Genomic DNA, 12,566 nt, shown 5'->3' on the forward strand with positions numbered 1-12,566 from the left:
GGGCGACCCCGATCGGGCCGAGGGGCCGGGTCAGCGGCGGACGATCACCATCCGCGATCCCACCTCGCGCACGTCGAACAGGGCGGGATCGTCGAAATGCCGAGGGGCGAAGACGATCTCTTCCCGGACATTGTTCTGGGCCCGCGGCATCACGTTGACCATGGCCGGGAACACCCACCTCCGGGACCCTTCGCGGTCCAGGACCAGGACGTCGGGGCCGCGGAACGGGCTCGAGTCGATCGCGGCCGTCAACTGCGCCGGCGAGTCCGTGTCGGACCATCGACGGATCTCGTCGAGTCGCTCCTCGTAGCGGCCCGCCGGGGTCGCATAGGCCTGCGCCGGCGCCTGGAACGAGAAGAAGGGCCGGTATGCGTAAAGGGCCGGATCCGCGGTCAGCAGGACCAGGTCGGAGGGGGCGCGGTCGCCGGTCATCTCGCCGATCGCCCCGAGCACGTCCTCCGGAACCCCGGGGTTCGCCCGGGCGGCCGCGGCGAAGTGGGAGTCCTCGTCGGAGACGTGCTGCACCATCTGCACCGCGGCGAGTCCGGCGAGCACGATCGCGGCGGCGGTCACGCGCCCGCGGGAACGCTGGGGGGAGGTGCGTACCGCCCACCGGGCCAGGGCGAGCGCTCCGACGATCCCGGCCAGCGAGAGCGCCAGAGTCACCACCGGGATCATGCGGAACGGCAGCAGCGTGCTCCCGGTGACCGCGCGCAGCCCGGACAGGAGGTACCAGCCGAGGGCGGCGACCACGGTCAACGCGAGCGCCCGCGCCAGCACGAGCTGGCGACCGGCGGAGGGGAGCGGGCCGTCCCCTGCGCGTGCGCAGTCGGCGGCGGCGTCAGCCCCGGCGCCGGACCCGGCACCGACACGTGCGCGCACCGACTCCGCCGCGCGATCGGCGACCGCCCCGACCCGAGCGGGCCACACGGTGACGACCAGCCACACCACGCCGATCAGACACAGGAGTCCGGCGGCGGACGGCTCGAACATCGGCAACGGCCACCGCGACGCCACCTCGGGCGCGAAGTCGTTCGCCACCGACGGCTCGGTCTCCGCACCGCCCAGCACCGCCAGCAGATAGCGGTGCCAGAACAGCAGTGCGATCGCCGCCGAGATGCCGGCCATGGCGGCCAGCCGTCCCAGCAGCGCCCCGACCACCGCGCGGTCGGAGCGGTGCCGCCAGGAATGGAGGACGACGACGAGACCGACCATCAGCGCCGCGAACCCCGCGATCAGCGTGTATCCGAGCGCGGCCCAGCCGAGATAGACGCCGATCGTCACCACGAGCGGCCACGTGGGCCGGCGGCCCGTCTCCGTTCCCGCCCGGGCCCTGGCGGCGCGCGCGCAGAGCAGGAAGGTCGCCACGACGACCTGCGGGAGCAGGCAGATCAGGATCCACGAGTAGGGCTCGTAGGCGTTGGTGTGACCGCCGACGACGGACGTGGCGAGGCCGAACAGTACGGCCAGCCGGGCGGGGACCAGCCAGCGCCACGCCACGAACGCGATCGCGCCAGCGATGGCCATGGTGACGATCGCGTACGGCTTGTAGAACACCCAGCCGTCGACCCCCAGCAGTGCCGCGAGCCGTCCGCCCACCCAGAACCACTGCGGCGGATAGAACGGTGCGGCGTCGGCGTAGAAGGGGTCCGCGATCGCGGGGGAGTCGGCGAAGCGGGTGACGTAGGCGACGCGGTTGAGCTGGTCGCCGCCCAGGCCGAACAGATAGTGGGGGGTGCCGCTCAGGAGCAGGCCCAGATGGGAGGTGGCGAGAAAGGCCGGGCCGACGGTACCGAGCGCCCACAGGGTCCGGTCCCCGGTGGCGCGGCGCAACAGCAGCCAGCCGGCAGCGATCACAGCCAGCGCGGCCAGTGTCCCGCCGAACGTCTCGGGCAGCCAGCTCGGCTCGGCGAACGGCAGCGCGTCGACCGCGATGAAGGTGACCGCACTGACGACGGCGGCGATCAGGAGCGCGGCGAGGAGTTCGGCCCCCCGGCGGGCCAGCGAGCGGAGTTCCGTCACTCCGTGGCTCCCGGACGTCGCGCCGCGGCGATCAGGCCCACCACGTGCAGTGCGACCCCGATGCCCGGCCCGGCCAGAAGCGCGATCGCCGCGCGCACGTCGAGCGAGCCGGGGACGGTCACCAGCAGGACGGCGGCGGCGACCACCGCGACCCACCAGCCGGCGTTGTAGAGCAGATGGCGATCGAAGGCGAGGGCGGCGTTCCCGGTGACCATGAGCGCGGCGGTACCCACGGAGGCGGCGGTCAGGGCGGCGAGGACGGCGCCGGGCAGCTCGAAGTCGCCGCCGAACAGGACCCGGATCAGCCAGGGGCCGATCAGCCACGCGGCGCCCGCACCGACGATGCCCACGGCGGTGACCAGGCCCAGTGGCGCGGCGAGGGAGCGCGGGCCGCTGTCGCGGCGCCGGACGAAGTAGACGATGATCGCGCTCTGGAAGCTGGTCAGCGGCACCAGCAGCGGGGCGCGGGTGAGGGTGATGGCGAGGATCACCGCACCGACGACCGGAGCCGGATCGGAGTCGCGGACGGTCGCGGTGACGAACAGCGGAAAGCCGGTGACTAGGGCGGAGGTGCCGGCGGAGGCGAGCATCGCGGTGGCGGTGTTCCGCCAGAAACGTCGGCGCCCGGAGTCGACGGCCGAGGCCAGCGCGGCGCGGGTGCCGGGAGACAGCGCGACGAGCAGTGCCCAGGTCACGGCGCCCGCGACGGTGGCCACGGCGAAGCCGAGCCCGGTGTCGCCGAGCCCCCACGCGACGCCCGCGACGGCCAGGCGCAGGGCGGCGTCGACGGTGAGCAGGACGGCGTACAGCCCCCACCGTTCCGTCCCGGACAGGGCGCCGGCGGTGGCGGCCTGGAGGGTGAAGCCGAGGATGCCGAACGCCATGATCGCCACCCCGGCGCCCGAGAACGTGGGCAGTCCCAGTGGTGGCCACGCCGGTGCGCTCACGACGACCGCGGCGGCCAGGATCAGGCCCAGGGTGAGGCCGGCCGGCAGCAGCCGGACCGCGCCCCTCGACGATCGGGCGCGGGCCCCCACGGCACCGGGGGTGAGGCTCTCCCGCGCCGAGCGCACGGCCCGGGTGACCTCCTGCATCAGCCCGTTGGCCACGCCGCCCAGGGCGAAGAACGCCCCCCAGTAGGTGGCGAACAGCGGGTAGTCCGCCGGTCCCAGCGCGCGGCCGGCGATGAGCATCACCAGGTACCCCGAGGCAGCGGCGAACACGGTCGCGAGGGTCAGCGCCCGCATGCCGCCCGCGGCGCCCGGGGCGGCGCCGGGCTCCACCTCAGCGGCGGTCGGCGTGGTCATGGGGCATGCCGAGGGTCGGCGGCAGCGGCTCGGAGAACAACCAGGCGTCCCACAGGGGCTGCAGATCGACGGGTGAGTGGTCGGCGGCCATGCGGAGGAAGTCGTCGGTGGTGGCGGTCCGGCCGGAGTAGGTGGCCACCCATGCCCGGAGGAGGTCGAAGAACGCGGTGTCGCCGATGGCCTGGCGCAGGGCGTGCAGGGTCAGGGCGCCGCGCTTGTAGACCCGGTCGTCGAACATGTCCTTCGGCCCGGGGTCCGCCAACAGGATGTCCTGCGGGGAGTTCTGCAGCTTGGAGTAGTAGCGCTGGGCGTGGCTGCCGGCATCGGCGCCGCCGGAGAACTCGGTCCACAGCCATTCGGCGTAGCAGGCGAAGCCCTCGTGCAGCCAGATGTGCTTCCACTCGGCGGCGGTGACGGCGTTGCCGAACCACTGGTGGGCCAGTTCGTGGGCGATCAGCCGCTCGTCGCGGTCGCCGGACTCGGCGGTGCCGCGCCCGAACGTCGACATCCCCATGGCCTCGAGCGGGATCTCGAGCTCGTCGTCGGTGACCACGACCGTGTACTCGTCGAACGGGTACGGGCCGAACAGTCCGCTGAAGACGTCGATCATCTCGGTCTGCCGGGCGAACGCCTGCCGGAACCCGCGCTTGAGGTCGGCGGGCAGGAAGGCGTGGACGGGGACGGCGCCGTCGCCCACCGTCAGGTGTTCGTAGCGGCCGAGGTTGATGGTGACCAGGTAGGTGGACGTGGGGTACGGCAGGTCGAAGTCCCAGGTCGTCATGCTGCCGCTGCGCTTCTTGCCCACCAGCGCGCCGGTCACGACGGCCCGGTACGGCGAGTCCGTGGTCAGGCGGATGCGGAACGGTGCCTTGGACGAGGGGTGGTCGTCGCAGGGGAACCAACTGGCCGCGCCGTTGGGCTGGTTGGCCACGAGCACTCCGTCGGTGAGTTCCTCCCAGCCGACCTCACCCCACGTACCGCGGATGGGGCGCGGGTTGCCGGAGTAGCGGATGGTCAGCGTGAACTCGGTGCCGGGCTCGAGCGTCTCGGCGAGCGTGACGGCGAGCTTGCCGCGGGGCCGGGAGTAGCGGGCGACGCCGCCCCGGTCGGTAGTCACCTTGGACACGTCCAGGTGCGGGGAGAGGTCGAGCCGGACCGCGTCGAGCGGGGCGGTGGCGGTCGCGGTGATGACGGCCTCGCCGCGGAGATTGTTGGAGCTCATCTTGTAGGTGAGGTCCAGGTCGTAGCGCGCGACGCGGTAGCCGTGGTTGCCGGCTGTCGGCAGATAGGGGTCGACAGGATCGCCGCTCGACGGGGCGTGGTGGCCCGCGAGTCTGGCGACGAGGTCCTTGCTGGCTGCCTTCAATTCCATGACCTGCGCGAGTCTAGAGGACCGCCCCGCTCGCCCGCCCCGGCCGACGCCCCCCGCGGCCGATTCCGAGAAACGACTTGCAAAACTGGAAAGTAGTTGCCTACATTCGATTCGTCGCCTCGGGGGAAACGCCAACGGGGTCCACCTAGAAAGGTGTCGTCATGAACACGGAGAACCCCACGACCGACCCGGTCGACCGCGCCGAGGCCGCCCGTCTGCTCGCCGAAGCGGAGGGTCGCCCGCCGGTGAGCACCGCCCACGACGTCCGCGTCTTCGCCGGCTTCGCCGCGGCGATCGCGGTCCTCATGGGCGTCGGCACCATCGCGATCATGTTCACCAACTGGACGGTCATCCCCTACGTGGCCCTGCTGTTCCTGGCGATCTACTGGCAGCGGCGAGCGATCAGCGCCAGCCCGCGGGGCTCGGGCCGGACGTATTCGTGGGGCATGGGGGGGTCGGGGGTGATGGTCCTCGTCGTCGTCACCGGTCTTCACGTCCTCCGCACGACGATCGGCCTCACCGCCTGGTGGTACGCGCTCGGCGTGGTCCTGGTCGCGCTGCCCGGCCTGGTGGCCGCCGCGATCATCGTGCGACGGGGCGCCGCGCGATGAGTGACGAGAAGGTGACGACGACGAGCACCGCCGCCGCATCGGGGGGCTCCGCCCCGGGGGCGGGCTCCCGCCGGGATGAGCGGGACCGGCCCGGGGGCCACGCCCGGCATCGTCTCGACGAGGTCATCCACGCCCCGGTCCGCTTCTCGATCGTGGCGGCGCTGGCCGGGGTCGACGACGCGGAGTTCGCCACGATCCGCGACGCGGTCGAGGTGACCGATTCGACGCTGTCCAAGCAGGTCGCCGTCCTGGAGAAGGCCGGCTACGTCACGGTCCGCAAGGGCTACGTGGGCAAGCGGCCCCGCACGTGGCTCTCGCTGAGCCGGGACGGGCGCAAGGCGTACGAGTCGCACCTCGCGGCGCTGCGCGCCATCGCCGGCGCCTGACCGCGCGCCGTCCGCTCTAGCCCCGCCAGGGCGTGATCGGGTTGCCCTGCCACCGTGTGCCTGCGGGGATGCGGTCGCCGCGCATGACGAGCGAGGCCGGGCCCACCGTCGAGCCGGCGCCGATGGACGAGGCCGGCAGCGCGACGCAGTGGCTGCCCAGGGTGGCGCCGTCGGCGAGATCCACGCGGTCGATCTGCATGATGCGGTCGTGGAACAGGTGCGTCTGGACCACGCAGCCGCGGTTGACGGTGGCGCCGCGACCGAGGGAGATGAGGTCGGCCTCGGGCAGCCAGTACGACTCGCACCACACGCCGCGGCCGACGCGCGATCCCAACAGCCGCAGCATGAGGTTGAGGACGGGCGTGCCGGAGGCGGGCCGCGCCACCCATGGCGCGGCCATCAGCTCGACGAACATGTCCGCCACCTCGTTGCGCCACACGAACGACGACCAGAGCGGCTGCTCGCCGGCGCGGATCCGGCCCACCAGCACCCACTTGGCGAGCACGGCCGCCACCAGGGCGACCAGGCCCGCGTAGGCGAGGACCGGGCCGGAGAGCAGGGCGGCCACGCCGAAGCCCCACTCGCGATGCGCGGCCTGCAACAGCACCAGCACGCCGACGAGCAGGAGGAACGACAGCCACACGGGGACCAGTCGCAGCGTCTCCCACGCCCCACGCGCGATCTTCAGGCGGCGCGGCGGCCGGTAGGTGCGCCCGTCGTCGTCGCCGTCGGCGGTGGCGCGCGGCAGCTTCTGCGGCGGCGAGCCCAGCCACGAGGTGCCCTTCTTGGCCTTCTGCGGGGCGGACGACAGGACGGCGACCAGGCCGCGCGCCGGGACCTTGCGGCCTGCGGAGGCGATCCCGGAGTTGCCGAGGAACGCGCGTTTGCCGATCTGGGCGTGCTCGAGCCGCATCCACCCCGAGCCCAGTTCGTAGGGGGCGACCATGGTGTCGTCGGCGAGGAACGCGCCGTCGCGGACGGTGGTGAGCGAGGGGATGAGCAGGACGGTCGACGCCTCGACGTCGCGGCCGATCCGCGCGCCCAGCAGGCGCAGCCAGACCGGGGTGAGCATCGATGCGTACAGCGGGTAGAGCCAGGTGCGGGCGGCGTCCATGATCCGCTCGCTGCACCATGCCTGCCAGGCGATGCGCGAGTGGACCGGGTGGAAGCCCGGGGTCAGTCGGATCGAGAGCAGGCGGATCGACAACAGCGTGAACGCGGCGAACAGGGCGAACGCGAGTAGCGCACCGGGGACCGACCACAGCGCGGCGCGCGCCGCCAGCTCCCCGACACCCGCGGCGTCGCCTGCGCCCCACGCCACGAGCGCCAGTCCCGCGGCCAGGGCCAGGAGCGGCATCCCGCCCAGCACCAGGGCTGAGAGCTGGTACGCGAGGCTCCAGCCGCGGCTGTGGGGCGCGGGCTCGGCGGGCCAGCTCGACCCGCGCTTGCCGCGCTTGAGCGCCGGTGAACCCGCGTAGCGCTTGCCGGCTTTGACCGTGCCCACCACGGCCGAGCCGATCTCGACGTGCGCACCGCGGCCGATCACCGCGCCGGGCAACAGCATGGACCGCGCGCCGATCACGGCCTGCTCGCCGATCTCGATCCTGCCGATGTGCACCACGTCGCCGTCCACCCAGTGCCCGGCCAGGTCGACCTCGGGCTCGACGGAGGCGCCGTCGCCCACCGTGAGCAGCCCGGTCACGGGCGGCAGCGTGTGCATGTCGACGTCGCGTCCGATCCGCGCGCCCAGGAGCCGGGCGAACGTGGTCAGCCAGCCGGCCCCGGTCAGGGAGACGGCACCGGAGGACTCCACGAGCCGCTCGGCCGCCCACAGACGGAGGTGCACCGACCCGGCGCGCGGGTACGTCCCCGGACGGATGCCGGCCGTGAGGAGCCGGCACAGGCCGGCGGTGACGACCATCCGGCCGACGGGCAGCAGCAGTAGCACCGCGAGCACTCCCAGCACCCACCACGACACGGGCCGCGCCCACGCCACGCCGAGCTCGGCCGCCACATTGTTGGCGAGTCCCAGCCATGTCAGCCACCGCAGGCCGGTCACGGTGAGCAGCGGGATCGTCGAGAGGACCTGAACCGTCTGAGCGACGGGCCCGACGGGCCGGACGTGGCGCGGCGCGACCTCGGCCTCCGGCTCGAGCTCGTCGAGGAAGGCGGCGAAGTCGCCCAGGCGGGAGCGGTCGTAGATGTCGCCCACCGTCACGGCGGGGAAGCGCTCGCGGACGCGGGCCACGACGTGCGCGGCGGCCAGCGAACCGCCGCCGAGGGCGAAGAAGTCCTCGTCGACGCCGGAGACGTCGGCCCCGAGGGCGTGGGACCACAGCTCGGCGACCCACGCCTCGGTGCCGTCGAGTTCGGACTCGGCGGCCGAGGTCTGGGCCAGCGGCCAGGGCAGGGCGGCGCGGTCGACCTTCCCGGAGGTACGGGTGGGCAGTTCGTCGACGAGCGCGAGCCGCGGTACGACGCCCGCCGGCAGCTGTTCGCGCAGCAGCCCGGCGGCCGCCGCCAGATCGAAGCCGTCCGGGTCGTCGGCGACGAGGTACGCCACGAGCACCGGCTGTCCGGCCTCGGTCTTCTGCACCGCGGCCGCGCCGGCGCTGACGCCGGGGAGCGCGGACACCGCGGTGTCGACCTCGCCCAGTTCGAGGCGGCGTCCGCCGATCTTGACCTGGTCGTCGACCCGACCGTGGAAGTACAGTCCGTCGGCCTCGAGCCGCACCATGTCGCCCGACCGGTAGGCGCGGTCCCAGCCGAGGGTCTCCATGGGCGCGTACTTCTCGAGATCCTTCTCGGGGTCGAGGTAGCGGGCCAGCCCGACGCCGCCGATCACCAGTTCGCCGGACTCGCCGTAGCCGACCGGCTGCCCGGCGGGATCGACCACCGCGAGGTCCCAGCCGTCGAGGGGCAGCCCGATCGACACCTCGCCGGCGCCGGTCAGCGGGGCGGCGCACGCCACGACGGTGGCCTCGGTGGGACCGTAGGTGTTCCACACCTCGCGGCCGTCGGCGGCGAGCCGCGCGGCGAGCTCCGGCGGGCACGCCTCGCCGCCCAGGATCACCAGGCGGACGTCGGTGAGCATGGAGTCCGGCCACATCGAGGCCAGCGTCGGCACCGTGGAGATCACAGTGATCCGCCGCTCGCGCAGCCACGGCCCCAGGTCGAGTCCGGACTTGACGATCGAGCGCGGCGCGGACACGAGGCACGCCCCGTGGGCCCAGGCCAGCCACATCTCCTCGCACGAGGCGTCGAAGGCCACGGACAGGCCGGCGAGCACGCGGTCGCCCGGGCCGAGGGGCGCGTCCCGCAGGAAGATCCGTGACTCGGCGTCCACGAACGCGGCGGCGCTGCGGTGCGTGACGGCCACGCCCTTGGGCAGGCCGGTGGTCCCGGAGGTGAAGATGATCCAGCAGTCGTCGTCGACGGTCGGCCGGCGGTGTCGTGCGGGATCGTCGGGGCGGTCGGGGTCGGTGACGAGCATGCCGTGGGCGGTGTACACGGCGGCGACCCGCGCCTGGCCGAAGACCAGCTCGGCCCGCTCGGCCGGGTCGTCCACGTCGACGGGGACGTAGGCCGCGCCGGCGGCCAGGGTGCTGAGGATCGCCAGGTACAGCTCGGCCGAGCCGGAGGGCATGTGGATGCCGACCCGGTCACCGGCGCCGACGCCCTGGTCCTGCATCCACGCGGCGGAGACCTGGATCTGCCGCCAGACCTCGCCGTAGGTGAGGACGCGCGTGCCGTCGTCGAGGCACGGGGCGTCCGGGTGCCGTTCGACCGCCGACCCCAACACGTCGAGGAGTGTCCGTGGGGTCGCAGCGTGCGAGCTGCGCAGATACTGCTCTGGGATGGTGGCCACGTGCGGATGGTATCGCTCTGAGGTGAACATCCCGCCGCGGTCACCTCCGGGCTGGTTAAGTGAGGCGCATGACTTCTGGGAGCCTTCAGGGCAGGACCGTCGTGATCGTGGGCGCGGGTCCGGGTTTCGGTCACACGCTGGCTCTGCGCGCCGCGGCGCAGGGCGCGTCGGTGGTGGTCGCGGCGCGGACGGCGTCGCGGGTGGAGGACATCGCGGACGCGGTCCGTCGGGATGACGACGTGCGCCGCGCCGGCGGCACGGCGATCGCCGCGCCCGTCGACGCCACCGATCCCGACTCGGTGCGTGCCCTGCGTGAGACCGTCGAGGGCCACGCCGACGCGGTCCACGGGCTCGTGTACAGCGCCTTCGCGGTGCCCAGCATGAAGCCGCTGGCCCGCACCGACCACGCTCAGATCTCCGCGGGGATCGACCTGTCCGTCCTGGGCGCCCTGCGTACGACGCAGGAGTTCACCCCGCTCCTCGAGGCCGGCGCCGCTGCCGATGACGCCACCCACGTCGCCGGCGCCACCCACGCCACCCACGCCACCGCCTCCCGCCCCGCCGCCGCCTCCCGCCCTGCCACGAGCTCGGTCGTCATGATGGCCTCGGCCGTCATCCACCACTCCCGCGAGCGCTACGCGGGCTACAAGGTCGCCAAGACCGCCCTGGTCGCTCTGGGGCATTCGCTCGCCACCGAGCTCGGGCCGCGCGGCATCCGCGTCAACACCGTCGCGCCGGGTTACATCTACGGCGACACCCTCAAGGCGTACTTCGAGAGCCTGGCCACCAAGTACGGCGGGACGGGCGAGGACGTCTACGCGCACACGGCGGAGAAGACGGACCTGCGTCGCCTGCCCGACGAGGCGGAGATCGTCGACCCGGTTCTGTTCCTGCTCTCCGACGCAGCCTCGGCAGTCACCGGGCAGACGCTCACCGTGGACTGCGGCGAGTTCCACACCTGACACGAGCAGCACCACCCCGAGGCGTGGGATCCGGGTCTTTCCCCGATGTGGTGCGAGGCGCGGTCGTGGAGAGTGGAGCTCACCGGGGAACACGTCCCCGATCGTCCGGGCAGGACGACGACGAGGAGATCGCCATGACTCACGAACCCGCCTCTCGGCCGAAGCGCCTGACCCGATCCGAGGACCGCTGGATCGGTGGCGTGTGCGGTGGCCTGGCCGACCACTTCGGTCTGGACCCGGCGTTGGTGCGCGTCCTGTTCGTGGCCTCGCTGCTGCTCCCGGGCCCGCAGCTGCTCATCTACGCGATCCTGTGGTTCGTCATGCCCGACGCCCGCGCCTGACCGGGGACGGGCCCTCCCCGTTGTCGGGACCGCTCTGGCAGGCTGAGCGCATGAGCATTGCAGAGACCTCAGCCGCCGCCCCGTCCGCCGCTGGTGAATACGCGTCCGTCCGCGTCGAGAAGGCCACCCGGCACCCGCACGTCGCCCAGGTGACGCTGATCGGCCCGGGCCGGAACAACGCGATGGGCCCGGACTTCTGGGCGGAGATGCCCCGGGTCATGGCCGAGCTCGACGCGGATCCCGACGTCCGCGCCGCGGTCATCGCCGCGCAGGGCCGCAACTTCACCTACGGCCTGGATCTGATGGCGATGATGCCGCAGTTCATGGAGTTCCTGCCGCAGGACAAGGCCCCGGACGCGTCCCGCAACGAGCGCGTCCTCGACTTCGTGGAGAACATGCGCCGGGCCGTCGACGCCGTCGCGTCCGCCAGGACGCCGACGGTGGCGGCGGTGCAGGGTCGCTGCATCGGCGGCGGGATCGACCTCATCTCGGCCTGTGACGTCCGCCATGGCTCCGCGGACTCGGCGTACTCGGTGCGCGAGGTCAAGGTCGGCATCGTCGCGGACATGGGCTCGCTGGCGCGGCTGCCCTACATCATCGGCTCGGCCCTGACCCGCGAGCTGGCGCTCACCGGCCGTGACATCGACGCCGAGACCGCCCTGCGGTACGGCCTCGTCACCCATGTCGCCGACGACGCCGCCGGAGTCCTCGATTCGGCACACGCCACGGCCGCCGAGATCGCCGACAACCCGCCGCTCGTGGTGCGCGGCACCCGCGAGGTGCTCAATCGCGCGATCGAGGGGCCGATCTACGAGTCCAACCGCTACGTGGCCACGTGGAACGCGGGTTTCCTGGCCTCCGCCGACATGATGGAGGCGATCAGCGCGACGCTGGAGAAGCGCGAGGCCGAATTCACCGGCCGCTGACCGGTCGAGGTCGGCCTCAGTACGCCGCGTCCGCCACCCAGCCACCAACGAGAAGACAGTTCCGCACATCGCCACTCGGGCGACACGGGCGGAACTGTCTTCTCGATGAGGTCGGGCCTCGTTCAGCCCCGGAAGGGCTCGGCCTTCTCCTCGGGGTGCTCGACGAAGTTCTCCAGGCCCTCGGCGACGAGCTTCTCGCCGTGCGCCTTGTCCCGCCACTCGCCCGGGGTGACGTGCTTGCCCGGCTCGAGGTCCTTGTAGTGGAGGAAGAAGTGCTCGATGGCCTTGAGCTCGAAGTCGGGGACGTCGTCGATGTCCTGGATGTGATCCCAGCGCGGGTCGAGGTCGGGCACGCACAGCAGTTTGTCGTCACCGCCGGCCTCGTCGGACATCGTGTAGACGCCCACGACACGGGACTTGATGATCACGCCCGGGAACACGGACTCGTCGAGCAGCACGAGGGCGTCGCAGGGGTCGCCGTCGTCGGCGAGGGTCTTGTCGATGTAGCCGTAGTCGGCCGGGTAGCCCATCGAGGTGAAGAGGAACCGGTCGAGGTAGATCTTGCCGGTCTCGTGGTGGATCTCGTACTTGTTCCGCGAACCCTTGGGGATCTCGATGGTCACTTCGACGGACACGGGCTACCTCACAAATCGTCATGCTCCGGAACCCGAGACGGCTCTCCCGGGCAATTCGGGGTGATTCTAGTAGGCGCCACCGGCGTCGGGGGTGGGCGCCGTCACGCGGGCCGCTAGTGGGCATCTCCGTTAGTTC

At 72.4% G+C, this 12,566-nt stretch carries 10 protein-coding genes; 5 read left to right on the plus strand and 5 right to left on the minus strand.

What is annotated here, in order from left to right:
• Positions 1–30: 30 nt before the first annotated feature.
• The 3 genes from VYL96_RS02730 to VYL96_RS02740 are packed head-to-tail and all read right to left on the minus strand — an operon-like array spanning position 31 to position 4,695.
• Positions 31–2,022, minus strand: a complete 1,992-nt coding sequence (locus VYL96_RS02730) for an arabinofuranosyltransferase (protein WP_131885827.1) — start codon at positions 2,020–2,022, stop codon at positions 31–33.
• A complete protein-coding gene (locus VYL96_RS02735) occupies positions 2,019–3,329 on the minus strand; it encodes an MATE family efflux transporter (protein WP_131885828.1) in 1,311 nt (436 codons plus the stop codon). The genes VYL96_RS02730 and VYL96_RS02735 overlap by 4 nt, the downstream gene beginning before the upstream one ends.
• The gene (locus tag VYL96_RS02740; protein ID WP_131885843.1) at positions 3,307–4,695 is read right to left on the minus strand and encodes a M1 family metallopeptidase; all 1,389 of its coding nucleotides are present in this window, start codon (positions 4,693–4,695) and stop codon (positions 3,307–3,309) included. Before VYL96_RS02740 ends, VYL96_RS02735 begins: the two co-directional genes overlap by 23 nt.
• A gap of 167 nt (positions 4,696–4,862) precedes the next feature.
• Between VYL96_RS02740 and VYL96_RS02745 the strand changes: the two genes are divergently transcribed.
• Positions 4,863–5,312 carry a hypothetical protein gene (locus VYL96_RS02745; RefSeq protein WP_131885829.1) on the plus strand — a complete coding sequence of 150 codons (450 nt, stop codon included), beginning with the start codon at positions 4,863–4,865 and terminating at the stop codon, positions 5,310–5,312.
• Positions 5,309–5,698 (plus strand): winged helix-turn-helix domain-containing protein, encoded by a 390-nt coding sequence (locus tag VYL96_RS02750; protein WP_131885830.1) that lies wholly within the window; start codon positions 5,309–5,311, stop codon positions 5,696–5,698. Before VYL96_RS02745 ends, VYL96_RS02750 begins: the two co-directional genes overlap by 4 nt.
• A gap of 16 nt (positions 5,699–5,714) precedes the next feature.
• On the opposite strand, the gene VYL96_RS02755 is transcribed toward VYL96_RS02750, so the two are convergent.
• Entirely contained in the window at positions 5,715–9,596 is a 3,882-nt protein-coding gene (locus VYL96_RS02755) for a Pls/PosA family non-ribosomal peptide synthetase (RefSeq protein WP_131885831.1), read from the minus strand.
• A gap of 38 nt (positions 9,597–9,634) precedes the next feature.
• Between VYL96_RS02755 and VYL96_RS02760 the strand changes: the two genes are divergently transcribed.
• From VYL96_RS02760 to VYL96_RS02770, 3 genes are all read left to right on the plus strand, one after another.
• The gene (locus VYL96_RS02760) at positions 9,635–10,528 is read left to right on the plus strand and encodes an SDR family oxidoreductase (RefSeq protein WP_061227489.1); all 894 of its coding nucleotides are present in this window, start codon (positions 9,635–9,637) and stop codon (positions 10,526–10,528) included.
• Between the two features lie 134 nt (positions 10,529–10,662).
• Positions 10,663–10,869, plus strand: a complete 207-nt coding sequence (locus tag VYL96_RS02765) for a PspC domain-containing protein (protein ID WP_061227488.1) — start codon at positions 10,663–10,665, stop codon at positions 10,867–10,869.
• A 50-nt stretch (positions 10,870–10,919) separates the two neighbouring features.
• On the plus strand, positions 10,920–11,795 hold the full coding sequence (locus VYL96_RS02770; RefSeq protein WP_082767562.1) for a crotonase/enoyl-CoA hydratase family protein: 876 nt from the start codon (positions 10,920–10,922) through the stop codon (positions 11,793–11,795).
• A gap of 122 nt (positions 11,796–11,917) precedes the next feature.
• Here VYL96_RS02770 and VYL96_RS02775 read toward each other — a convergent pair whose 3' ends face one another.
• Positions 11,918–12,430, minus strand: a complete 513-nt coding sequence (locus VYL96_RS02775; RefSeq protein WP_061227487.1) for an inorganic diphosphatase — start codon at positions 12,428–12,430, stop codon at positions 11,918–11,920.
• Positions 12,431–12,566 lie beyond the last annotated feature (136 nt).

The sequence above is a fragment of the Dietzia maris genome, from assembly GCF_036287335.1.
GTDB lineage: Bacteria > Actinomycetota > Actinomycetes > Mycobacteriales > Mycobacteriaceae > Dietzia > Dietzia cinnamea.